This is a genomic window from Streptomyces klenkii, assembly GCF_003626645.1.
Taxonomy (GTDB): Bacteria; Actinomycetota; Actinomycetes; order Streptomycetales; family Streptomycetaceae; genus Streptomyces; species Streptomyces klenkii.
In genome coordinates this window covers 624,260-647,973 of record NZ_RBAM01000001.1, presented here as the reverse complement: position 1 = coordinate 647,973, position 23,714 = coordinate 624,260, and the positions used below count along the sequence as shown (strand labels likewise).

Sequence of the window (23,714 nt, the reverse complement as noted above, 5' to 3'; positions counted from 1 at the left end):
CTTCGCCACGTTCAACTCAACCCATCTCAAGACCGACGGACAGCAGGGGGTTTCGATGTGGACATCCGGCACACCCGGGACGGCTTTCCCACAGCGAACGAATCATCTGGAGGCCCCGCACGGGGCACTGCCCCGCTCCCCCGCACCACGCGCCCAGTCTCGGCAGGCGTGTCCACGAAAACCCGTAGAGTCGGCCGTTCCCGGCTCCGCGATGGGGGATGAGCAGGTGTCTTCTTCCGGCGAGCCCTACCAGCTCGCCCCGGCGAGCAGCTCGCCGTGGTCACGCTCGAGGCCGGCCTGGCGGAGGTCGGACTCCACCATCATCCGCATCAGTTCCACGAAGCCGGTCTCCGGCTCCCAGCCCAGCTCCCGGCGGGCGTCGCCGTAGTCGGCGCACAGCGTCTCGACCTCGGCGGGCCGCACCAGCGCCGGGTCGACCACGACGTGCTCCTCCCAGTCCAGGTCCGCGGCCTCGAAGGCGATGCGCGCGGCGTCCCGCACCGAGTGCATCCGGCCCGTGCCCACCACGTAGTCCCTGGCCTTGTCCTGTTGCAGCATCAGGTGCATCGCACGGACGTAGTCCCCCGCGAAGCCCCAGTCGCGCACCGCGTCCAGGTTGCCGAGGAGCAGCTTGTCCTGGAGGCCCAGCTTGATCTGCGCCACGGCGAGGGAGATCTTCCGGGTCACGAACTCCGCTCCGCGGCGGGGGGATTCGTGGTTGAAGAGGATGCCCGAGACCCCGAACACCCCGTAGGACTCCCGGTAGTTCTGGGTGATGTAGTGGCCGTAGGCCTTGGCCACCCCGTAGGGGCTGCGCGGGTGGAAGGGGGTCTGCTCGCTCTGCGGCGACTCCACCACCTTCCCGAACATCTCCGAGGAGGATGCCTGGTAGAAGCGGATCTGGCCGTGGCCGTCGCTCCCGCCCGTGGACTTGCCCAGCCCGCTCACCATCCGGATCGCTTCGAGCATGCGCAGCACCCCGGTGCCGTTGACTTCGGTGACGAGCTCGGGCTGCTGCCAGGACATGGGCACGAAGGAGACGGCCCCCAGGTTGTACACCTCGTCCGGCTGCACCAGGTCCACAGCCGAGACCAGGCTCCCCTGGTCCATCAAGTCACCGTCCACGAACGCGAGGTCGGGTATCAGCTTGGCCACCCGGTCTTTGCGCGGGTTGGCCTGCCCTCGGGTCAGCCCCCACACCTGATAGCCCTCGGCGAGCAGATGCTCGGCGAGGTACGAGCCGTCCTGCCCGGTGATTCCGGTGATCAGCGCGCGCTTGGACATTCGGTCCCCTTTCACTGCCACGGACAAAGCCGGTCGAGGGCCGCAAGTCCTCACCCAACGGTCGGCAGGCTCACGGAATCACGGAGCGGGCTACGGAATTTCCGAGTCTTCGCCCGCGAACCGCGGAGCCGCCGGCTCGAAGTGCGTGCAATGACGGGTGCGCCGTAGTACTCCTGGAGGGTCTCGGAGGCAGGCCCGCTTCACCTGGAGGACCGATGGCCGTTCGCCGTGTCGTGCCCAATGTCCGGTCGGAGGCCGCGCAGGAGAGCCGGGAGTTCTACGGCCTGCTGGGCTTCGAAGAGGTCATGAACCACGGCTGGGTCATGACGCTCGCCTCGCCGTCCAGTCCGGCGGCGCAGGTCAGCTTCATTGCCGGCGACAAGACCGCGCCGGTCGTCCCCGACATGAGTGTCGAGGTGGACGACGTGGACGCGGCCTATGCGGCCGTGCGGGACAGCGGCGCGGAGATCGTTCACCCCCTCCAGGACGAGGAGTGGGGCGTGCGGCGGTTCTTCGTCCGCGATCCCAATGGCCGGGTGGTCAACGTGCTGGGCCACCGCTGACGTCCTCCCGCGCGCCGCGGTCGCTGATTCAGGCGGGGGCCAGGCGGAAGATCCGCAGGTTGCGGCCGGAACTGCGGGCGTAACCCTCGTACGGGGGCCAGAACTTCACCATGTGGTCCCATGCGGCGGTTCGCTCGGAACCGTCGAGGAGGGTGGCGGTCACCTTGACGGTGCGCCCGAAGCGCGTGATGGCCGCCTGGGGGGTGGTGAGGAGGTTCCGGGACCACGCGGGGTGGTGGGGTTTGCCCGAGTTGCTGGCGACGATGAGGTAGCTGCCGTCGGCTTCGGGGTGGCACAGCAGCGGAACCTGGCGGGGCCGGCCGCTGACGCTGCCGGTCGTGGTGAGCATCAGGGACGGCAGCAAGGCGGGCATGACGAGCACCCGGCCGCCGGTCAAGCGGTGGGCGGCGCGATCGACGCTCGGTGCGATGGTGGACATGGCACGCAGGAAGTAGGTGTTCGCATCGGCCTTCTTGATGGCCCGCAGTGCGAGGCCCTCGCACTTCGCCACGCCGGCCGCAGCGACCTTGAAGCCCCGGTGGAGCAGGGTCAGGGAGCCGGGTACGTCGACGGACGGACGGCGGTGCCGGATCGCGTGGACGACGGCATCCGCGGCCTCCTCCGGTGAGACGGACGGAAGGAAGTCGGCGATACGGGGCATCCGGAAGCCGTTGCCGGCCGTGTCCGTCCGCACCAGGGTCACGCCTATGCCGGATCCTGATCCGGCCAGTTCGCTCCGCAGCATCTCGGTGTACGCCTCGACGGCCGCCTTCACCGCGGCGCAGGAAGCGGCAGCGCCCTCGCCGGACATCCGCCCCTCCCCCGGCCCCACCGCCACGATCTGCCCTCCGCCGGCAGAGCGCATCAGCGGCAGCACCGCCCGCACCGAGCAGACCAGCGCGTCGTATCCCGCGCGCATGGCCGACTGCGCCTGCTCGACGGTCATCCCCTCGGCGTCAGCAGCGCCATGCATGCGGACGGCGTTGTGGATCAGGACGTCGATCCGCCCGTGCTCGGCGTGGACGGCGGCGATCCACGCTTCGAGGGCGGCGCGGTCGGTCACGTCGACATCGGTGACCGTGATCGACGTGTCCTGGGGTGCCCGCTCGGGGTCACCGGCGCTGCGCTCCGGACCGGGCGCGGAGTGGTCGCCGACGCCGGCGCCCACGTGCACGTGGGCGCCGGCGTCGGCCAGGGCCCGGGCCAGAGGCCGGCCGAGGCCCGCAGTTCCGCCGGTGACCAGGCACACCCGGCCGGCCGGCGACTCGCCTGCCGGCCTGCGCTGACTAGGGATCACGGTGCCGTCCTTTCGTTGTGCCGCGCGGTGTCGTGCGCCGGACGGGAACCTATGTCCCGGTCGTCGAAGTTGTCGGAGTCGTCGGAGCGGACAGGAGCATGGACACCGCCGGGTGACGGGCGATGTCGTCCGGGTGGATGAACAGCGGTGTGAGTGCGATGTCGCTCTGCGGGACCCGGATCTTCGGGCCGATCGGCTTGGCTCCCAGCCGCTCCCACAAGGCAGTGCTCGTCTCCGAGGTGCCCTCGCAGTAGACGCCCAGCCCCCGGGGATGAATGTGCTTCAGCGTGGCGACCGCGAGGCTGAGAAAGGCTCCCCGGTTCGTGGTTCCGGGCCGGACGGCGGCCAGCGCGCCGTGGATGTGGGGCGGCAGGTCAGGGGGATAGTGCGCGTCGACCAGGTCCATGAGCGTGAGGCAGCGTTCGGCTACGGGACCGGTCGCGGCGACGATGTCGGCGCGGAACGCCTCGTGCTCCTCGGCGGTGAGAGGGGCGGCGCGCTCGGACGGTTCCCAGACCACGACGGCGTCCCGGTCGGGCGAGATGAGGGCGGTTCCCTCGTGCTGGACCATGAAGCGTACCCAGGCGTGCATGAAGCCCGTGATGTACCGCTCCCGCTGCGGGAGCCCGTGCGGGACCATCCAGCTGGTCACCGGGGTGTCGCGGAACGCGTCGGTCAGGATGTCGGCGATCTCGTCGAAATCCTCGGACGCTTCCACGTCGCGGGCCGCCGTGCCTCCGGTCACCTGGTCTCCGGTCACTGTGTCTCCCTCCGCTGACCACCGCGTCCTCACCCGGACCGGTCGCGACCCGATAGTGCCTCGGAAATCCACCTGCGTTCCGGCTGCCTTGCACAGCTCGTCGCGAGGGGCCATGTGATCGGTCGCGCCCTGGTAATGACAGCGGTGTTTCGCCGGAACCGGTCGGTGGCGCCGCCCTGGAAATCCGCGCGCCCCACGCCATGGGCCCTTCTTCCGTCATCAGCGGGAACTCCGCCACCGCGAGTTCACTTCATCCCCCGGAATACCGGGAAGACCGGGAAGGCCGTTTCACCGTGGGATAGTTGAGGGATGCACCGAGGAGGCACGCGGGTTCCCGCAGGTGGCAGCGCATCCATCCGAAGAGGTCGCATGCAGGGCGCCGGGGTTCCGGTACGGCTGCGCCCTGTCCGTTCCGGCGCGACGGCTGCATACTCACGCTGACTATGAGGCTGTAGCTCAGGAAGCCAGGGAAACCAGGGAAACCAGGATGGCCGCGCAGGCCCATCACCATTCCTCGGGACAATCTCACACGACTTTGCCGAGGCCTGCCCGGCGATCGGACTGACGAACCGACGTATCTGCTGAAGCGGGGAGATCTCCGATGTCGAGGCGAAGCAGCAAGGAGATGCCGTTAGACGACCGGGTCCGCTGCGGAAACAGGCGGCCGGCGAGCGGGACCGTGTACGCACAGGTGCAGCTCACGGGTGGGCCCGTACATCAGAACCCGCCGTTCCGCGGCGTCTATCCGGTCCTGCACACCACCGAGCTGGGCAGCGTCACGGCGTACCGGGTCGAGTTCCGCGCGGCCGGCTCCGGTCCGCACACGCTGGAGGCCGGCCCGGGTCAGCACGCCCTCGTGCTGAGTGCGCTCGGCGCGATAAGGGTCGCGCGGGCCGAGCGCGAGCTCGTCGTCCGGGACGAGGCGGCGGCGCTGTGCGACACCCGGCTCCCGTTGGGCATCGGCCCGGGGGCGAGGAACCAGGTGGCCGAGGCCGTCGTGATGGTCTTCCCGGGGTCGGCGGTGCCGACGGTCCTGCCGGGTGCGGGCGAGCCGCCGTACGAGGTGCGCGACGCCGCGGCCTCGGGAGCGCTGCTCCGCCGGTTCCTCGTCGAAGCGGCCACCCGGGCGCCGGGGCTGCGCGCGCCGGAGGCGGCCCGGTTCGGCGACGCCGCCCTGCAACTGGCCGCAGCGGTGCTCGAACGGCACTTCTCCGACGTCGGGGAGGCGGGACCGCCGGCCCAGCAGCACGAGCTGATGACGCGCATGCGCGGATTCATCGACCGCAACCTCGCCGATCCCGGCCTCACGCCGAGCCTGGTCGCTTCGGTGCACCACGTCTCGATCCGCCACCTGCAACGGCTGTTCAAGGAGGAAGGCGGTACGCCGTCGGACTGGATACGCCAGCGGAGGCTGGAGAGCTGCCGGCGGGAACTCTGCGACGTGGAGCTGCGATCGGTGCCCATCCGCGAGATCGGCCTGCGCAACGGCTTCGCCCAGCCCTCCGACTTCAGCCGGGCGTTCCGTGCCAGGTACGGGCTGCCGCCGGGCAGGTTCCGCGACGAGCGGCTCCGCCGGGGCGCGACCAGCTAACCAGGTGGTCGCACCTGGGCAATGACGCGGCCCGCGATGGCCGGAAAAATCAGGCCCTGGCCGGGAAGCGTGCTGCTCGTTCGCTATGGACAGCCTCGGCCGCATTCATCCCGCAGGAGGAGATGACGTAAGGCGTCATCGGCGTCGCCGGACCCGCCGGAATCACCGAAGGAGCATCCCCTTGGAAACGGAACCCATTGCTGTCGTCGGGGTCGGCTGCACGCTCCCCGGAGGCGTGCACAATCTGGACGAGGCACGCGCCGTCTTCGAGGAGGGCCGCGACTGCATCCGTGAGATCCCGCGGGACCGGTGGGACGTGGACGAGTACTACCACCCCGACCCGCTCGCGGCCGGCCGGACCTACGTCCGGCACGGCGGTTTCGTGGACGACATCGACCGGTTCGACGCGGGGTTCTTCGGGATCTCGGACATGGAAGCCGCCTACATGGACCCGCAGCAGCGCATGCTGCTCCAGACGGTGTGGCACGCCCTGGAGAACGCCGGGCAGAATCCCGACGAACTGGCGGGGACCAACACCGGCGTCTTCCTCGCCCTGATGGGCCACGACTACGTCACCCTCAAGGTCAAGGCCGGCCCCGAGGCCATCACCGCGTACGAGGCGATGAGCGACGCCAACAGCGTCAGCGCGGGCCGGATCGCGCACTTCCTCGGCCTGGAGGGGCCGTGCGTGAGCGTGGACACGGCCTGCTCCGGATCGCTGGTCGCCATCCACCTGGCCCGGCAGTCCATCCTCACCGGCGAGTGCGACGCCGCCATCGTGGCCGGGGCCAACGCGATCCTGGCGCCCAACGTGCACATCTCGTTCGGCAAGCTGGGCCTCTTCTCGCGCGGCGGCCGGTGCCGCACGTTCGACGCGGGCGCCGACGGCTACGTGCGCAGCGAAGGCTGCGTGGCGGCGCTGCTGAAGCGCCAGTCGCTGGCCGAGGCGGACGGCAGCCCGATCCTGGCCAGTGTGGTGGGCACCGCGATCAACCACACCGGCCGTTCCAGGACGCTGACCGCGCCCGACGGCCGCAGCCAGCAGCGGGTGATCCGTACCGCACTGGCCGCCGCGGGCGTCGATCCGGCGCAGGTCGGGTACGTGGAGGCGCACGGCACCGGCACGCCGGTCGGTGACCCGATCGAGATGGACGCCATCGCCAGGACCTACGGTGCCGCCCACTCCGCCGGGCAGCCGCTGTACGTCAGTTCCGGTAAGAGCAACGTGGGCCACATCGAGGCGGGCGCCGGCCTGCTCGGAGTGGTCAGGGCTGCGCTGTCCCTGGACCGGGAGACCATCTATCCCAGCATTCACCTGGACCGGCTCAACCCGCAGATCGACCTGACCGGTGTCCCGGTCGAGATCCCCGACGAGCCGGTGGACTGGCCCCGTGGTGAGGTCTCCCGGCTGGCCGCCGTCAACTCCTTCGGCTACAGCGGCACCAACGCCCACGCGGTGCTCCGGGAGGCGCCGCCCTCCCGGCCCGCTCAGGACGCCCCGGAGGCCGTACGACGCTCCGACGAGCTGTTGACGCTGTCCGCGAAGTCGCCGGAGAGCCTGCGTGAGCTCGCCGGCCGCTGGGCGGACTTCCTCTCCCGAACCAGGCGGCAGGCCCTCCCCGAGGCGGTGTTCACCGCTGCCGTCGGCCGGGCCTCGATGCGCCACCGGCTGGCGGTGACCGGTCGCAGCGGCAGCGAGCTGGCCAACAGCCTGCGGCAGTGGCAGACCGGCCGCGCCCCCGGCTCGGTCTCCACCGGACGGGCCAGGAAGGCCGTCAAGGTGGCCTTCGTCTTCTCCGGACAGGGCACGCAGTACCCGGGCATGGCCCGTGAACTGTACGAACAGGAGCCGGTGTTCGCCGCGGCGGTCGACCGGTGCGCGGAGGTGATGGACGAAGAGCTGGACGTCCCGCTGTGCCGGCTGCTCTTCGACGAGGACGCCGCGCGGGAGATCCACGACACCCGCTTCGCCCAGCCGGCGCTGTTCGCCGTCGAGTACGCCCTCGCCGCGCTGCTGCGCTCCTGGGGCGTCGAGCCGGCCGCCGTCACCGGGCACAGCATCGGCGAGGTCGTCGCCGCCTGTGCGGGCGGCCTGCTGACGCTGGAGGACGCGGCCCGGTTCAGCGTGCTGCGCGGGCGGCTCATGAGTGAACTTCCGCGCAAGGGAAGGATGCTGGCGGTCAGCACCGATCAGGAGACCGTACGGAGCTGGCTGGCCGGCCGGGAGGACGCGGTGGGGATCGCCGCGGTGAACGGCCCGCGGAACGTCGTCGTCTCCGGCACGGCCGAGGTGGTGGACGAAATCGCGGCGCTGGCCGAGAAGGCGCGGGTCGAGACCGCGTGGCTGCGCACGTCCCACGCCTTCCACTCGCACCTGATGGACCCGGTCCTGCCCGAGCTGCACAAGTGCGCCGCCGCGTTCGAGCCGAACCCCTCGACCGCGTCCGGTACCGCGCCCGTGCCCGTGATCTCCAGCGTCACCGGCCGGCGCCTGACCGGCGACGAGGGGCCGGAGTACTGGGCGGCCCAGGCGCGGGAGCCTGTACGGTTCCACGACGCCGTGCGTACGGTCGTCGACGCGGGCTGCACCGTAGTCGTCGAGGTCGGACCGCACTCCGCCCTGATCCGGCACGTCGCAGAGGCGTTCGGCGCGGCGGGCGTGACCGCGCTCCCGACCCTGGACCAGGACCGGCGCGACGTACGGCGCCTGCTCACGACAGCGGGCGCACTGTTCACCTCCGGCGCCGGTCTCGACCTCGCCCAGCTCTACCGGGGCGCGCGGTACCGGCGGACCTCGGCCGCGCCGCAGTACCCCTTCCGCAAGGACCGGTACTGGTGGACCGAGGCATCGGAGAGTGCGCCCGCAAGCCCGGCATCCGCGGACCCGGTGTCCGCGAACCCGGCTCCTGCCGTATCCGCCCCTGTGGTCCCCGCACCGGTAGTCCCCGCGCCCGTAGTCCCCTCCCCCGGGCCCGAGCCGTCCGCCCGCGCCCACGTCCACGAAGAGCAGCTGACCACCGCCGCGCCGTGGTCCGACCACCGGGTGCACGGGGCGACCGTCTTCCCGGCCACCGGCTATCTGGAGCTGGCCGTCCGCGCCCACGCCGAGGCCGGAGCCGGGGGCGGCAGCGTGCCGGTGGAGCTGACCGACGTCGGCTTCACCCGCCCCTTCGTCCTCGTACGCGGCGGGAAGTCCGTGGCCCGGGTCACCTTGACGGACGCCGGACCGGAAGCGAAGGGTGCCAGGCGCTTCGCGATCGCCGGCAGCGCCGGGGCGGGTGCGGGGGCCCGGTGGGCCGAGCACTGCCACGGCACGATCAGGGCCGTCCGCGGCGCCGGGGACGGAGGCGGAGTCGCGCAGGGCGGAAGGCTCCCCGAGGCACTGCGCGCGGAGATTCCCACCCCGGTCGCCCCCGCGAAGCTGTACGGCAAGCTGCGGGACGACGGCCTGGAGCACGGGTACCACTTCTCCACCGTCCGGGAACTGTGGGTCGCGACGCCGGACCGGGAGGAAGCCCTCGCCCGGATCACCGTCGTCCCCGACGGCGCGCCCGCCGAGGGGCACGCCCACCGGTCGGCGACGACGCTCGACGGCTGCCTCCAGCTGGCCGCGGCCCTCTTCCTCGCGGCCGACGCCGGACTGCCGCCGGGGGGATACCTCCCGGCCTCGATCCGGCACATGACGCTGGCCGGGCAACTGCCCCGCCAGATCTGGGCTCAGGTGCGGCGGCGCCCGCTCGACTCCCGTACCGCGTTCGTCGTCGACCTGCTGGTCACGGACGACGAGGGGAACGTCGTCGCCGAGCTGGAGGGCGTCGAGTACCGGCACGCCGGCTCGCTGGCCGGCGGCGCGGGCAGCACCGAACCCGACACTGAGGAGAACCGTCACCGGATCGGCCGGTCCCGCCAGGAACTCCTGGACGAGCTCGCGCCGCTCCCCCACGAGGAGCGGCGGCAGGCGGTCACCCGGTGGATCGTCCAGGAGGTGCAGGCGACCCTCGGCAGGGCCTCGGCCGAGCTGGAGTTCGAAGGGGACGGAATCGACCCCTCGCTCGCGCTGCTGGAGATCGGTCTCGACTCGCTGAAGGTCACGGACTTGCAGCGGCGCATCCAGGAAAAGCTCGAATTCCGCTTCAGGGCGATGGAGGCCCTCGACTACCAGACCATCGAGGACCTGGCCGACTTCCTCCTCAACCGGGTGCTGGCCCTCGACCCGGCGGACCAGGGGCCCGCGGGCGCGCCCGCACCCACGCCCGCCTGAACGGGACACCGCCCACCGATCACACAGCAGAATCCGACGGCACGGAAGGGCCCGCCTCATGCTGGATTCCGCATTCGTCAAGGAATACCTCGACACCCATCTCGAAGAACGGCAGGTCAACAAGGTCCAGCACGGCTTCCCGTCACCCCGGTACTGGAACGAGCTGACGGTGCCCATGGACGAGATCACCGAGGACCGCCGCCGGCTGCAAAAAGACGGCCGTCAGGCGGGCGTCTACCTCTACATCGGCGTCCCGTACTGCATCAAGACGACCCCCGGAAAGTGCGGGTACTGCCTGTTCCCGGTGGAGGAGTTCCGGGGCAACGACGCACTGGAGGACTACTACGGGTACGTCGAACGCGAGGCGGAGCTCTACCGGGAACGCTGGGAGGGCTCCGTCCTCACCACGGCGTACTTCGGCGGAGGCACCTCGAACCTGTACCGGCCGCACATGTACCACAAGATCATGGACCTGGTCCGGAGCTTCTTCCCGGACATCTCACCGGCCGCCGACGTGACGCTCGAAGGCATCCCCCAGCTGTTCACCCGGGACAAGATGCAGGCGATCCGCGACTCCGGGATGAACCGGATCAGCATGGGCGTGCAGCAGGTCAACGAACGGCTCAACAGTCTGAGCGGGCGCAAGCAGACCACCCGGCACGTCGTCCAGAGCCTGGAATGGGCACGTGAATTCGGCCTGGCGGCCAATGTGGACGTGATCTTCGGCTGGCCCCGGCAGACCGTGGAGACCATGCTGGAGGACCTGGAGACCCTGGTCTCCTGGGAGGTCCACGACATCACCCACTACGAGCTGAACGTGGGCGGCCCGACCGACTTCGCGCTCAACCGCTTCCACGAACTCCCCAGCACCCTGAGCAACCTGGAGATGTACCGGGAGGCGCGCGACTTCCTCCTCGACCGGGGGTACGAGCAGCACGGGGCCTACAGCTTCCGCAAGCCCGGCGACCCCACCACACGTCTCTTCCGCGAGGGCTACCGCCCGGAGACCACCAGGGACACCTCCGACGCCGTCGGCCTGGGGTACGCCGCGGTCTCCTTCTTCGGCGACGCCTCGCTCGGTGACGGCCGCTCCTGGTCCTTCATCAACCAGCGCAACCTGGCGCTGTACAAGAAGGCGATCGACGAGGGACGGTTCCCCATCGAGCGGGGTTTCCGGCACCAGCCCGCGGACTGGCTCCTGGCCACGCTCTTCCGCAAGCTGCTCAGCATGGAGATCGACCGGGCCGGAATCCGCCGGGCCATGAACGTCGACGTGTACGAGGAGTTCGCCACGATCTGGGACGCGCTGGCCGAGCGCGACCTCGCGGAGATCGAGCCGGACCGGATCAGGCTCGTCGGCGACGGCCCGTTCTACACGCCGCTGGTCTCCGCGCTGCTGGCCGAGGAGCGCTACCGCGCCCTCCGCGAGCGGGAGGCCCACGCCAAGAAGGCCGGACTGGTGCTGGTCGACGACGAAGGAGCGGAGCATGGCTGACGCCCTTCCACTGAGCGGCCGGAAGTGCGTCGTGACCGGCGGCTCGCGCGGCATCGGCGCCGCGGTAGTGCGGATGGTGCTGGCACAGGGCGCCGACGTGGCCTTCGGCTACCACCACAGCTCCGACCGGGCGGAAGCGCTCCGCGACGAACTGCGCACCGCCTACCCCGAGCAGCGGTGCACGGCGCTGCCGGGCGAGGTGTCCGACGGCGCGGGGGCGGAGAAGTTCGCGGCCGAGGCGCTGAAGTCCCTGGGCGGAGGCCTGGACGTCCTGGTCAACAACGCCGGCATCACCCGGGACATCAGCTTCGCCCGGATGCGCCGGGAGCAGTGGGACGAGGTGATCGACACCAACCTCGGCAGCATGTTCAACGTCACCAGGCCGCTCGTGATGCCGCTGGTGAAGCAGCGGAACGGAACCGTCATCAACATCACCTCCGCCTCCGGCATCCACGGCGCACCCGGCCAGACGGCCTATTCGGCCTCCAAATCCGGGATCATCGGCTTCACGAAGGCACTGGCGAAGGAGGTCGGCGGCCTCGGCGTCACCGTCAACGCCGTCGCTCCCGGGTTCATCCACACGGATATGACGGCCGCGATCCCCGAGCAGCACGCCGACCGCCTGAAATCGATGATCCCCACCCAGGAGTTCGGCTCGGCCGACGACGTCGCGGCACTGGTGTGCTTTCTCGCCTCGGACCGCGCGCGCTACATCACCGGTCAGGTGATCGAAATATCCGGAGGACTTGTCCTGTGACTGGGCACGAGGCATGCAACTGACGAAGTCGAGTTACGCGGAGCTCACCCCGCCCGGCCGCGGATACGTGACCGATCTGCTGAAGCCCGGTGAGACGCTGGACGTGCTGGAGACGTTCGGCTTCGCGGTGACGCGGAGCCCCTTGACGACCGTGTCGAAGGCGGAAGCCCACCGGGAAATGGGCACGATCCGCGCCGACTTCGGTCTCGGGGAGCCCTACGTCCCGCTGCTCTACCGCGACCGGGACGCCCCGAGCGTCACCGAGGTGACCCGGAAGGGGGACTCGGACCATCCGGTCTTCCACACGTGCGCGGCACAGGGCTGGCATACGGACGGGCTCCTTGAGGACATCGGGACCATCAGGACGACCCTGCTGTACTGCGTGTCCCCGGCACGCCGGGGCGGCAGGACGTCGCTGCTCAACACCGGACGCGTATTCGGCGAGCTGCGGACGGAGGATCCCGAGGCGGCCGACGTCCTGCTGCGGGGCACGATCCTCGGCAGACGCTCGACGCTGCCCGGCGTGGAACGCGAGGCTGTCGGGCCCGTGTTCGCCGGCCTGGGGGACGGCAACTACGCCACCCGGTACGGCGAGGGACAGGTCGAGCACTGGTATCCGGGGGACGCGGCGGAACGGGCGGCGCTCGATCGCGCACTGCGGTACTTCAGGGACCGCCGGGCCGACCCGGACGTCCGCGTCGATCTGCTGCTCCGGGCGGGCGAGTGCCTGATCTTCCGCAACGACGTGCTGGCCCACTCCAGGGAGGACTTCACCGACGACCCCAGGCACCCGCGTCTGCTCCTGCGCAGCCTGCACATCAACGCGCCGGAGCTCACTCCATGACCGGAGATCACTCCATGAGGGGAGCACGCTCCCTTCGACCCGTGGGCATGGTTCGAGAAGAGGAGCTGGGCGACGATGGATTCCAGGGATTCCAAGGAAGGGACGGAAGGGGCGGCTTCGGCTCTCGGGCGTCCCTGGCGGGCGCCCCACGACCACTCCGGCCCGGTGTTCGTATCCGGACGAGGCTCGTGGCTGGTCGACAGCGGCGGGCACCGGGTGATCGACGCGACATCGGGCGCGCTGAACGTGCTCTGCGGTCACGGCGTGGAGCCGGTCCTGGACGCCTACCTGTCGCAGCTGCGGGAACTGGCTCACATCGACATGTCCCAGGGACTCGCCCGGCCCGCGCACCTGCTGGCGGACCGGCTGCGGGCCGCCCGGCGACGCGACGGCGAGCGGTTCTTCTTCGCCAACAGCGGTTCGGAGGCGGTCGAACTCGCCGTCAAGATCGCGTCGCTGTACTGGGCCGCGGCCGGCCCTGCCGCCGGCAGCCGGCGGCAGGACATCGTCACCTTCGAGCGCGGCTACCACGGCTCCACCGCGCTGTGCCAGTCGCTGTCCGGCCTGCCGCAGACCAGCAGCACACCGGACCGGTGCGGGGCGGGCGTCCATCACCTGACGTTCGGCGAGTTCACCGGCGAGGGGCTGCGGTCGCAGCAGGCGCGCCGGCACATCGCCGGGCAGCTGCGGGCGATCCTGGCGGATTCGCACGCGGGCACGGTGCTCGTCGAGCCGCTCCTGAACGTCGGTGGCGGCATCCGGCTGCCCGAAGGGCTGCTCGGTGACATCCGCCGGATCTGCGACGAGTACGGGGCGCTGCTGGTGCTGGACGAGGTGTTCACCGGCCTCGGCAGGACCGGGGCGTGGTTCGCGCACGAGCACGAGGGCGTACGCCCTGACCTGACGGCCTTCAGCAAGGGTTTGACCAACGGCGTGTGCGCGCTGTCCGCGGTCGCGGTGGACAACGGGGTGCTCGAACGGCTTCCCTCCGGGAGCATCGTGTCCTACGGGCACACGATGTCGGCCTCGCCCGCGGCCTGCGCGGCGGCGAGCGCGACGCTGGAGCACATGCGCGCGACCGGGGCCGTTGCCGAGGCTCGCGACATCGGCGCCAGGCTGCTGAGCGTGCTCGGCCGGGAGCTGCGGGGCGCGGACGGTGTGCTCGACGTTCGCGGGCAGGGGCTCGCGGTGAGCGTCGAGCTGGACAGCGCCGACACCGCCGGGAACGTCCAGCAGACGGTGTACGACCTCGGGGCGTACACGCGGCAGCAGGGCGGCACGGTCATGCTCGCACCGCCCGCGTGCCTGAGCAGCGGGGAAGAGGAACGGCTCGTCGACCACGTGGTGACCGCGGTCCGCAAGAGCGGACAGCGCAAGGTGAGGAATCGACGCTGAAGCCGCGACATCAGCGTGGGTGCGCACGTCCGACACGTAGGTGTCCGGTTCCGGACGTGCGGAATCGAGGGCCTGCTATAACCCTATTGCGGCCGACCGCTCCAGTCGGCCACTGACCAGACGCCCGCACCTGCGGAAGGCGTGTCATGAAATTCGCGGTCATCGGCGGTACCGGGCTCATCGGGTCGCAGGTCGTCAAAAGCCTGAACGCCGCCGGGCACGAGGCGGTACCCCATTCACAGTCCACCGGAGTCGACGTCATCACCGGCAAGGGGCTGGACGAGGCGGTGGCGGGGGCCGACGTCCTCGTGAACCTGACGAACTCCCCCACCTTCGACAAAGACTCCCTCGCCTTCTTCCAGACCTCGATGGACAATCTTCTGGCCGCGGGCCGGAAGGGTGGTATCCGGCACTTCGTCATCCTCTCGATCGTCGGCGTGGACAAGGTCCCCGAGCTGGACTACTACAAGGCCAAGGTGCTCCAGGAGGACATCCTCGCGGCCGGAGCGATCCCTTACTCGATCGTCCGCGCGACGCAGTTCATGGAATTCATGGACGCGACCATGTCCTGGACCACCGACGGCGACACCGTCCGGCTGCCTCCCACGCCGATCCAGCCGATCGCCGCCAAGGACGTGGCCGACGCGGTGGCGGAAGTCGCCGCGGGTGCCCCGCTGGGGGGCATCCGCAACATCGGCGGACCCGAGGTCTTCACCCTGGACGAGCTGGGCCGGATCACCCTGTCCCACAAGTCCGACGGCCGCACCGTCGTCACCGATCCCACCGCCGGCATGTTCGCCGCCGTCAAGGGGGACGTCCTCACTGACAAGAACGCCCACCTCGCCCCCACCCGCTACGCCGACTGGCTCTCCTGAACCGCGTGCGGCCGGGGGATCCGGCCGAAGTTCTCCAAGACCCAGGCGTCGTTGTAGATCGTGCTGAGGTAGCGCTCGCCGCGGTCGGGCAGGACGATCGCGCAGGTGGAGCCGTCCGGGATGGCGTGGCGCAGGCTGTCGAGGGCGCTGACGACCGCGCCGGAGGAGCCCCCGGCGAGGATCGCCTCGGTCGCGGCCAGCCGGCGGCAGCCGGTGACACAGTCGAGGTCGCCGACGTGGACGACCGTGTCGGCCAGGTCGGGTGCGTGCAGCGGGGGCCGGGTCGCGGCCCCGTGCCCGGGCAGGAGCCGGGAGACCGCGGGCGGGCTGGGGTCGAAGATGGCGCTGCCCAGCGCGTCCACGGCCACGATCTTCACGGGCAGCCTGTGCGCGCGGATGTACTCCGCGCACCCGCGGAGGGTGCCGCAGGAGCTCGCCGAGCAGATCAGGTAGTCCAGGCCGCCGGGCAGCGCCTCGTGGATCTCCCGCATCGTGGTCCGGTGCGCGAGGGCGTTGAGGGTGTTGCCGTACTGGTCGGGCCAGTAGGCGCCGGGGACGGTCCGGGCCAGCTCGCGTACGCGGGCCACGCGGGCAGGGAGGTAGTCGCCGGTCTCCCGGTCGGGTTCGGTCACCATCTCCACCTCGGCGCCGAGGGCGCGCATGATGTCGATGTTCTGCTTGTTGGCCCTGGGGTCGACGACGCAGATGAACCGTAGGCCGTAGTAACGGCAGACCTGTGCGAGGCCGATGCCGAGGTTGCCGGAGCTGGACTCCACGACCACCGACTCGCCGGGCACGAGGTCGCCGCGGCGGATGCGGTCCTCCAGCATGCTCAGGGCGGGCCGGTCCTTGATGCTGCCCGCCGGGTTGAACCCTTCGAGCTTGGCGAACACGCGGATGGGGCTGTCCGGGAAGAGCCTGACGAGTTCGACCAGAGGCGTCGCGCCTATCGTCGACAGGATGCCGGGTTCCGCGGTCAGCACTGCGCGTCCGTCAGCTCGGCGAGGCTCTTGGGCCGCATGTCGGTCCAGTTCGCCTCGATGTGCTCCACGCAGGCCGCGTGGGTGTCCTCGCCGAACGCCACGGTCCAGCCGGCGGGAACCTCGGCGAAGGCGGGCCAGAGCGAGTGCTGGCCCTCCGCGTTGGTCAGGACGAGGAACGTCGCGTCGGTGTCGTCGAACGGGTTCACAGCTGGTCTCCTTCGGAGGTCGCGGCGGTCAGGGCGCGCCCTGCGGGCGCGGGGGCCGGGGTCGTCCGGCCGATGGGGAGGCCGGGGCGGTCGCAGGCGGCCGACAGGACGTCGGTGAGGACCGCGCAGAAGCGTTCGACGGTCTCGCGGTCGAACAGCTCGTCGGCGTACTCGACGTGCCCGCTCATGCCGTCGGCGCCGGGCGCGTCGGTCAGCAGGAGGGAGAAGTCGATGCGGGCCGACGCGTGGTCCACGGGGAACGACTCGACCGCCAGCCCGGGCATTTCCAGGGCGGTTCCGGCGTAGTTCTGGAGGACGAGCATGGTCTGGAACAGCGGGTGGCGCCCCGGGTGCCGGGGCGGGTCGCAGGCGTCGACCATGCCGGTGAAGGGGTACTCCTGGTGCTCGTAGGCGGCGAAGTCGGCGTCCCTGGCCCGGCGGAGGAGGTCCGTGAAGGCGGGGTCGCCCGAGGTGTCCAGGCGCAGGACGAGGTAGTTGGTGAAGAGGCCGACGAGGTCGTCGAGGCCTTCGTCCACCCGGCCCGCGATGGGGGTGCCGACGGGGATGTCGGTGCCGGCGCCGGTCAGGGTCAGGGCGGCGGCGAGGGCGGTGTGCAGGACCATGAACAAGGTGGTGTCCTGCCGTGCGGCCAGTTCCCGGAGGCCGCGGTGGACGTCCGGGGCGATCTCGAAGGGGAGGGTCGCGCCCCGGTGGGTGGGGTGGTCCGGCCGTGGCCGGTCCAGGGGCGGGGTCACCTCCACAGGCAGGTCCGCCAGCGTCTCGCTCCAGAAGGCGTGCCCGCGCGCGGCGAGGCTCTCCGGGTCGGAGGCGTCGCCCAGCAGGTCCGCCAGCCACAGGGTGTAGTCGGCGTACTGGAGGGCGAGCGGCTCCCGGCCGGGCTCGTCGCCCGAGCGCCGGGCGGCGTACGCGGTGGCGAGGTCGTGCAGGAGCACGCCGACCGACCAGCCGTCACCGGCGATGTGGTGCCATACGAGGACGAGGACGTGTTCGCGCTCGGCGGCCTCGAACAGCACGGCCCGGAAGGGCGGTTCCGTCCGCAGGTCGAATTCGTGGTGGGCGGCGTCGCGGACCCGGTCGGCCAGCTCGGCCTCGGTGGCGGGGACGACCGGCAGGGTGACGCAGGCGTCCTCGGGTGCGAGGACGCGCTGGTGGCGGTCGCCGTCGGGGCCGGGGAAGAGGGTACGCAGCGCTTCGTGCCGGTGGACGACATCCGTGAGGGCGGCTTCCAGGGCCGCGCGGTCGGTGTCGCCGGTGAGCCGGAGGGCGAGCGGCATGTTCTTCAGGGCGCTGGAGGCCGATGCGTTGCCCAGTCCGATCCGCAGGGTGCGGTCCTGGGCCGGGGAGAGCGGGATGCGCTCGGGGCGCTCGTACGGGGCCGGTGCCGGGCGGCCCGCCTCCGACCGGCGTTCCGCGACCAGTGCGGCCAGTTCGGCGGCGGTGGGGGCGCCGAAAAGGTCGCGGAGGCTGAGCTCCGTGCCCAGCGCCGACCGGATCCGGCTGACCAGGCGGGTGGCGAGCAGCGAGTGTCCGCCGAGGTCGAAGAAGTTGTCGTCGGCGCCCACGGCGGCCAGGCCGAGGACGTCGGCGAACGCGCCGCGGAGCAGTTCCTCGGCGGGGGTGCGCGCGGCGCGTCCGGCCGGCGCGGTGGCGAGGACGGGTTCGGGCAGGGCCTTGCGGTCCAGCTTGCCGTTGGCCGTCATGGGCAGCTGGTGGAGGGTGACGTAGGCGGACGGGACCATGAACGCGGGCAGGACCTCGGCGAGGTGCCGCTTCAGGGCGGCTGCGGCGGAGGTGCCCGCGCCGGGCTCCCGGTGGCCGCGGGCGCCCAGCGGCGTGCTGACATGGGCGGCGGGGTCGGGGTCGGCCTCCGGGTGGGTGTAAGCGGCCACGGGGCCGGTGGTGCCGGCGGGCAGGAAGGCGATGTCGAAGGTGTCGTGCCGGGCGGGCGACCAAGTGGCGACGGGCCGCAGGCCGAGGGCTTCGCCGAGCCGGCAGAGCGCCTCCGGGTCGGCGCCCGGGCCCTGGACGGGGGGCTCGGGTGCGTCGCCGGGGCGGCCGAGTGCGGCCAGGGCTGAGAACTCGCCGAGCAGACGGCCGTTGGGCACGCCGGTGATCCGCAGTCCGGTGCCGCCGGTGGCCAGCCGGGCCGCGAGGGCGGCGATGCCGTCGGCTCCCGTACCACTGGTGGCGAGCCGCTCCCAGGGGAGCTCCTCCAGGCCGTCGACCGGCAGGAGGGGCGCGGCCGCTTCGGTGTCCGGGCCGGAGGTCTTGCGGAGCACGGCCTCGTAGCGGTGGCGGGTGAGCTCGTTGTGGTGCAGGCCGCGCTTGAGGCGGATGTCGACGCCGGTGACGCGGTCGTCGGCGGCGGCCAGGGCGGTGAAGAACTCCGGGGCCACCAGGAGCTCCGTCTCGGCGTCGAGCGCGTGGTCGAGCGCGTCCGCCGTGCCGGTCTCGTCCTGCCCGGAGGTGTCGTCCGCACTGGATGTGCCGTCGGCCGGGCGGTGGCTTGCCACGCCCGCCTGGAGGGCGCGCCGTGTCCGCAGGTTGCGTACGTCGCCGACGTACACGGTGCCGCCCGGTGCGAGCAGGCCGAGGCACGTGCCGAGGACCTGGGAGAGGTAGCCGGCGTCGGGGAAGTACTGCGCGACGGAGTTGATCACGATGGTGTCGAAGAAGCCGGCCGGCAGTCCGTCGGCGTCGTGGGCGGGCAGGCAGCGCAGTTCGACCTTCGCGGCGAGCTCCGGGTCGGCGGCGACGTGGGCGGTCAGCTTCGCCACCGCGGCCGGGGAGAAGTCGGTGCCCCAGTACGTCTCGCAGTGCCCGGCCAGCCGGGACAGCAGCAGTCCGGCGCCGACGCCGATCTCCAGGACGCGGCGCGGCCGCAGCTCGGCGATCCGGGCCACCGTCGCGTCCCGCCACTCGCGCATCTGCTCCAGCGGGATCGGCTCGCCGTCGTAGGTGCTGTCCCAGCCGCGGAAGTCCTCGCCCCAGGGCGCCGGCCCGGAGGCCGCGTACACCTGGTCGTGGATGTCGCGCCATTCGTCGACGAGTTCCCCGCCGGAGGCGTCCGTGCCGGGGGCGTCCGTACCGGAGGTGGGGACGACGTAGGCGACCAGGCGCACGTCGCCGGGGGTCTCCTCGCGGGCGACGACCGCGGCCCGGCCCACCGAGGGGTGTTCCAGGAGGCGGGCTTCGACCTCGCCGAGCTCGACGCGGTGGCCGCGGACCTTCACCTGCTCGTCCGCCCGGCCCCGGAAGACCAGCTGTCCGCCGGGCGTCCAGGCCGCGACGTCGCCGGTGCGGTACATCCGCTCGCCGGGGGCGCCGAACGGGCAGGCGACGAAGCGTCCCGCCGTCAGGCCCGGCCGGTTCAGGTAGCCGTGGGCGAGGCCGGGGCCCGCGAGGTACAGGTCGCCGGTCACGCCCGGCGGCACCGGGCGCAGCCGGGCGTCCAGGACGTACACGCGGGCGTTGGTGACCGGGCGGCCGATGGGCACGGGTCCGGTGCCCACGGCCTCCGCCGAGAGGGCGTCGCTCATGGTGGCGCACACGGTGGCCTCGGTCGGCCCGTAGGCGTTGACCATCCGGCGCCCGGGTGCCCACCGCTCGACGAGGGGTGCGGGGCAGGTCTCGCCCGCGGTCACGACGGTGCGCAGGGCGGCGAGCGCGGACTCGGCGCCCGGGGGTACGGCCTCCAGGGCCGTGGGGGTGATCGTCAGGTGGGTGACGTTCCGTGCCGCGAGGGTCTCGGCGAGCGCTTCGCCGGTCAGCGGCCCGTCGGTGTCGGGCAGGACCAGGGTGCCGCCCGCGGCCAGGGCCATGAGGAGGTCCCAGACGGAGGCGTCGAAGCTGGGCGAGGAGAGCTGGAGCACCCGGCTCGTGGCGTCGGCCGCGAGGCCGGCGGCCTGTGCGGCGGCGAGGGCGGGCAGGCCCTTGTGCGGGACGACGACGCCCTTGGGGCGGCCGGTGGAGCCGGAGGTGTAGATGACGTACGCCGGGTCGTCCGGGCGCGGGGGCCGTGCGGGCGCCTCCGGTGCCGCGGCGGTCGCCGGGTCGTCGAGGAGCCGGTGCTCCACACCGGTCCCGGGCAGCGCCTTCGCGGTCGGGCCGTCCGTCAGCAGCAGCTTCGGGGCGGCGTCGGAGAGCATGAAGCGGATCCGCGCGTCCGGGTATCCGGGGTCCACGGGCAGGTAGGCGGCGCCGGCTTTGAGCACGCCCAGGACCGCGACGACCAGTTCGGCGGAGCGGGGCAGGGAGAGTGCCACGAGGTCGCCGGGGCCCACGCCGGCGGCGGTCAGTTGCCGTGCCAGCCGGCCGGCGCGGGTGTCCAGTTCGGCGTAGGTGGTCTCCTCGCCGCCGTGGTCAATGGCCGCCGCGGCGGGTGTACGGGCGGCGCGGGCCTCGAAGAGGGCGGGCAGGGTCGCCGGGCCGGACAGCTCCACGGCGGTGTCGTTCCAGCCGTCGAGCACGTCGTGGCGGCCCCGTGCGGAGAGCGGGTCCAGCCGCTCCACGGGGATGCCGGGGTCGGTGACGGCCTGCTCCAGCACCCGCAGGAGGCCGCCTACGAGGCCTTCGACCGTCGCACGGTCGAACAGTTCGGTGGCGTACTCCACGACACCGTCCAGGCCCACCGGGCGGCCCGCGGCGTCCTCCCGTTCGTCCAGGGAGAAGAAGAGGTCGAGCCGGGAGGTGCCGGTGCCCGCCCATTCCATCCGGGTGCGCAGGCCGGGCAGGTCGATCTCGCCGCGCCGGTTGTTCTGGAGGACGAGGGCGACCTGGAAGAGCGGGTGGCGGGCGGCCGAGCGGGCCGGGGCGAGGGTCTCGACGAGGTGCTCGAACGGCACGTCCTGGTGGGCGTAGGCGGCCAGCGCCGACCGGCGGACGCGGCCGAGGAGTCCGGCGAACGTCGGGTCGCCGGAGAGGTCGGCGCGCAGGACGAGGGTGTTGACGAAGAAGCCCACCAGCCCGTCGAGCGCGTCGTCCAGGCGGCCGGCGACGCCGAAGCCGACGGGGACGTCCTCGCCGGCGCCGAGCCGGGAGAGCAGGGCGGCCAGGGCGGCCTGGAGCACCATGAACGGGGTGGCGCCGTGCTCGCGTGCCACCCGGTGCAGGCCCTCGTGGAGCTCGGGGCCCACCTCGAACGGTACGTAGCCGCCCTGGTGGGAGGCGACGGCGGGCCGCGGCCGGTCGTAGGGCAGGGCGAGCTCCTCGGGGGCGCCGGCCAGTTCCTCGCGCCAGTAGGTCACCTGGCGGGACATCACGCTGTCCGGGTCGTCCTCGGTGCCCAGCAGTTCGCGCTGCCACAGCGTGTAGTCGGCGTACTGGACGGGCAGTTCCGCCCAGCCGGGGCCGTGCCCGGCGTGCCGGGCGCGGTAGGCCTCGGACAGGTCGCGCGTCAGCGGGCCGAGGGACCAGCCGTCGCCGGCGACGTGGTGCAGGACGAACAGCAGGACGTGCTCCCGCTCGGAGACCCGCAGCAGGGTGGTGCGGACCGGGGGTTCGCAGGACAGGTCGAATCCGTGCCGGGCCGCGGCCGCGATCTCCTCCGCCAGGTCGCCCTCGGCGACGGGCACGGCGGTGAGGCCGGGCCATGCTTCGGCCGCGTCGAGCACCAGTTGCCGGGGGACGCCCGCGGTCTCGGGGAAGACGGTGCGCAGGCTCTCGTGCCGGCCGATCACATCGCACAGGGCCGCCTCCAGGGCGGGGACGTCCAGTTCGCCCGACAGCCGTACGGACACGGGCATGTTGTAGGTGGCGCCGGGGCCCTCCAGCTTGTGGAGGAACCACAGCCGCTGCTGCGCGTACGACAGCGGGACCGGCTCGGGGCGGGGCCGGCGGGCCAGTGCGGGGCGCGCTGCCGCGGCGGCGTCCAGGCGGAGGGCCAGCCCGGCGGGGGTGGGCGCCTCGAAGACGTCCCGTACGGGCAGTTCGGCGCCGAAGGCGGTGCGGACGCGGGAGGCGAGCCGGGTCGCCAGCAGCGAGTGGCCGCCGAGGTCGAAGAAGCCGTCGTCGGCGCCGACGGCATCGAGGCCGAGGATCTCGGCGAAGAGGCCGCACAGCAGCTCCTCGGCCGCGGTGCGCGGGGGCCGGGAGGCGGTGGCGGTGACGGCGGAGAGGTCGGGGGCGGGCAGGGCCTTGCGGTCGGTCTTGCCGTGCGCGGTCAGCGGCAGGGCGGGCAGGACCGTCACGACGGCGGGGACCATGTAGCCGGGCAGCAGGCCGGTCACGTGGGCGCGGACGGCCGCCGGGTCGGTGTCGCCGGTGACGTAGCCGCACAGCTGGGGCCGTCCGGCGGGGTCGTGGGCGAGGGAGGCGACGGCGCCGGTGACGCCGGGCGCGGCGCGCAGGGCGGCCTCGATCTCGCCGAGTTCGACGCGGTGGCCGCGGACCTTGATCTGGAAGTCGCGGCGGCCGAGGAACTCCAGCTGCCCGTCGGCCCGCCGCCGCACCTGGTCTCCGGTGCGGTACATGCGCTCGCCGGCGGCGGGGGCGTAGGGGTCGGCGACGAACACGGAGGCGGTGCGCACCGGGTCGGCGACGTAGCCGCGGCCGACGCCGCGCCCGGCGACGTACAGCTCGCCGGGGACGCCGACGGGCACCGGGCGCAGCACCTCGTCGAGGACGTAGAGGCGAGTGTTGCGCACGGGTTTGCCGATGGGGGTCGTCCGGGCGCCGGTGACGGGGCCGGTGAGGACGGCGTGGGTCACGTCGTCCGAGCACTCGGTGGGGCCGTAGGCGTTGACGACGGGGACGTCCGGGTAGCGGGTGAACCAGCGGTCGCACAGCTCGGGCGGGAGTTCTTCGCCGGTGACCATCAGCCAGCGGAGCGCGGCCGGTTGGGGGGCGCGCAGGCCGGCGTCCCAGGCGTCGAGTGCGGTGCGCAGGAGGGAGGGGACGACTTCCAGGACGGTGACGTCCTCGTCCTCCACGACGCCGAAGAGGGCTTCGGGGTCGGCGGCGGTGGTGTGGTCGACGATGCGGGCGCGGCCGCCGACGGCCAGCGGGGCGAGCATCTGCCAGACGGCGACGTCGAAGGTGAGGGGGGCGTTCTGGACGACGATGTCCTCGGCGGTCAGCCGGAGGTCGTCGACCTTCGCGGAGAGGTGGTTGGCCATGCCGCCCCGGTGGACCATGGCGCCCTTGGGGCGGCCGGTCGAACCGGAGGTGAAGATCACGTAGGCGAGGTCGAACGGGGAGGCCGGGGCCACCGGCCAGGGGCGCGGCGAGTCGGCGGCAGCGGTGCGCAGCGGCAGCACGGTGATGGCGGTGCCGGCCTCGGCCACGATCCGCGCGGCCAGGGGCTCCAGCCCCTCCTCCACCAGCAGGACGCGCACGCCGCCGTCGGCGACGACGCCCGCGGAGCGGCCGGCGGGGGCCGCGGG

14 protein-coding genes (1 of these 14 cut by a window edge) are annotated in these 23,714 nt (G+C 72.2%); 8 read left to right on the top strand and 6 right to left on the bottom strand.

Annotation, left to right across the window (positions count from 1 at the left end; genetic code table 11):
• Positions 1–246: 246 nt before the first annotated feature.
• Positions 247–1,284, bottom strand: coding sequence for a GDP-mannose 4,6-dehydratase (locus tag D7231_RS02335; protein ID WP_120753182.1), 1,038 nt, complete (start codon positions 1,282–1,284; stop codon positions 247–249).
• A 215-nt stretch (positions 1,285–1,499) separates the two neighbouring features.
• Between D7231_RS02335 and D7231_RS02330 the strand changes: the two genes are divergently transcribed.
• On the top strand, positions 1,500–1,847 hold the full coding sequence (locus D7231_RS02330; RefSeq protein ID WP_120753181.1) for a VOC family protein: 348 nt from the start codon (positions 1,500–1,502) through the stop codon (positions 1,845–1,847).
• A 28-nt stretch (positions 1,848–1,875) separates the two neighbouring features.
• Here D7231_RS02330 and D7231_RS02325 read toward each other — a convergent pair whose 3' ends face one another.
• Positions 1,876–3,144 (bottom strand): SDR family NAD(P)-dependent oxidoreductase, encoded by a 1,269-nt coding sequence (locus D7231_RS02325; protein WP_120753180.1) that lies wholly within the window; start codon positions 3,142–3,144, stop codon positions 1,876–1,878.
• Between the two features lie 49 nt (positions 3,145–3,193).
• Positions 3,194–3,904 (bottom strand): hypothetical protein, encoded by a 711-nt coding sequence (locus D7231_RS02320; RefSeq protein ID WP_120753179.1) that lies wholly within the window; start codon positions 3,902–3,904, stop codon positions 3,194–3,196.
• A 679-nt stretch (positions 3,905–4,583) separates the two neighbouring features.
• Here D7231_RS02320 and D7231_RS02315 point away from each other — a divergent pair.
• The 7 genes from D7231_RS02315 (at position 4,584) to D7231_RS02285 (ending at position 15,122) form a co-directional block, all read left to right on the top strand.
• Positions 4,584–5,495, top strand: coding sequence for a helix-turn-helix transcriptional regulator (locus D7231_RS02315; protein ID WP_158673703.1), 912 nt, complete (start codon positions 4,584–4,586; stop codon positions 5,493–5,495).
• A 181-nt stretch (positions 5,496–5,676) separates the two neighbouring features.
• Positions 5,677–9,756 carry a type I polyketide synthase gene (locus D7231_RS02310; RefSeq protein ID WP_158673702.1) on the top strand — a complete coding sequence of 1,360 codons (4,080 nt, stop codon included), beginning with the start codon at positions 5,677–5,679 and terminating at the stop codon, positions 9,754–9,756.
• A gap of 58 nt (positions 9,757–9,814) precedes the next feature.
• Positions 9,815–11,251 carry a coproporphyrinogen-III oxidase family protein gene (locus D7231_RS02305; RefSeq protein ID WP_120753176.1) on the top strand — a complete coding sequence of 479 codons (1,437 nt, stop codon included), beginning with the start codon at positions 9,815–9,817 and terminating at the stop codon, positions 11,249–11,251.
• Positions 11,244–12,008 carry a 3-oxoacyl-ACP reductase FabG gene (gene fabG / locus D7231_RS02300; RefSeq protein WP_120753175.1) on the top strand — a complete coding sequence of 255 codons (765 nt, stop codon included), beginning with the start codon at positions 11,244–11,246 and terminating at the stop codon, positions 12,006–12,008. Before D7231_RS02305 ends, fabG begins: the two co-directional genes overlap by 8 nt.
• 13 nt (positions 12,009–12,021) lie before the next feature.
• Complete coding sequence (locus tag D7231_RS02295) at positions 12,022–12,852, top strand: TauD/TfdA family dioxygenase (RefSeq protein WP_120753174.1); 831 nt, start codon at positions 12,022–12,024, stop codon at positions 12,850–12,852.
• Positions 12,853–12,927: 75 nt separating this feature from the next.
• Positions 12,928–14,247 carry an aminotransferase class III-fold pyridoxal phosphate-dependent enzyme gene (locus tag D7231_RS02290; protein ID WP_120753173.1) on the top strand — a complete coding sequence of 440 codons (1,320 nt, stop codon included), beginning with the start codon at positions 12,928–12,930 and terminating at the stop codon, positions 14,245–14,247.
• 146 nt (positions 14,248–14,393) lie between these two features.
• A complete protein-coding gene (locus D7231_RS02285; RefSeq protein ID WP_120753172.1) occupies positions 14,394–15,122 on the top strand; it encodes an SDR family oxidoreductase in 729 nt (242 codons plus the stop codon).
• Here the strand turns inward: D7231_RS02285 and sbnA are convergent.
• The 3 genes in view from sbnA to D7231_RS02270 are tightly spaced (each overlapping or abutting the next) and all read right to left on the bottom strand, a layout consistent with a single transcriptional unit that may run on beyond the window.
• Positions 15,101–16,105, bottom strand: a complete 1,005-nt coding sequence (gene sbnA / locus D7231_RS02280) for a 2,3-diaminopropionate biosynthesis protein SbnA (protein WP_199739290.1) — start codon at positions 16,103–16,105, stop codon at positions 15,101–15,103. The two genes, D7231_RS02285 and sbnA, sit on opposite strands and share 22 nt — an antisense overlap.
• A complete protein-coding gene (locus D7231_RS02275) occupies positions 16,099–16,311 on the bottom strand; it encodes an MbtH family protein (protein WP_120753171.1) in 213 nt (70 codons plus the stop codon). Before D7231_RS02275 ends, sbnA begins: the two co-directional genes overlap by 7 nt.
• Positions 16,308–23,714 carry the 3' portion of a non-ribosomal peptide synthetase gene (locus D7231_RS02270; RefSeq protein ID WP_120753170.1) on the bottom strand. Its footprint extends 1,638 nt past the window's final position, so the window shows 7,407 of its 9,045 coding nt (coding positions 1,639–9,045); its start codon lies off the right edge, out of view — the gene reads right to left on this strand; the stop codon is at positions 16,308–16,310. The genes D7231_RS02275 and D7231_RS02270 overlap by 4 nt, the downstream gene beginning before the upstream one ends.

Excerpts from the sequence above, each read along its gene's own strand:
- D7231_RS02335 (WP_120753182.1), bottom strand. The coding sequence starts at position 1,284 with ATGTCCAAGCGCGCGCTGATCACCGGAATCACCGGGCAGGACGGCTCG.
- D7231_RS02330 (WP_120753181.1), top strand. The coding sequence starts at position 1,500 with ATGGCCGTTCGCCGTGTCGTGCCCAATGTCCGGTCGGAGGCCGCGCAG.
- D7231_RS02305 (WP_120753176.1), top strand. The coding sequence starts at position 9,815 with ATGCTGGATTCCGCATTCGTCAAGGAATACCTCGACACCCATCTCGAA.
- fabG (WP_120753175.1), top strand. The coding sequence starts at position 11,244 with ATGGCTGACGCCCTTCCACTGAGCGGCCGGAAGTGCGTCGTGACCGGC.
- D7231_RS02295 (WP_120753174.1), top strand. The coding sequence starts at position 12,022 with ATGCAACTGACGAAGTCGAGTTACGCGGAGCTCACCCCGCCCGGCCGC.
- D7231_RS02290 (WP_120753173.1), top strand. The coding sequence starts at position 12,928 with ATGGATTCCAGGGATTCCAAGGAAGGGACGGAAGGGGCGGCTTCGGCT.
- D7231_RS02285 (WP_120753172.1), top strand. The coding sequence starts at position 14,394 with ATGAAATTCGCGGTCATCGGCGGTACCGGGCTCATCGGGTCGCAGGTC.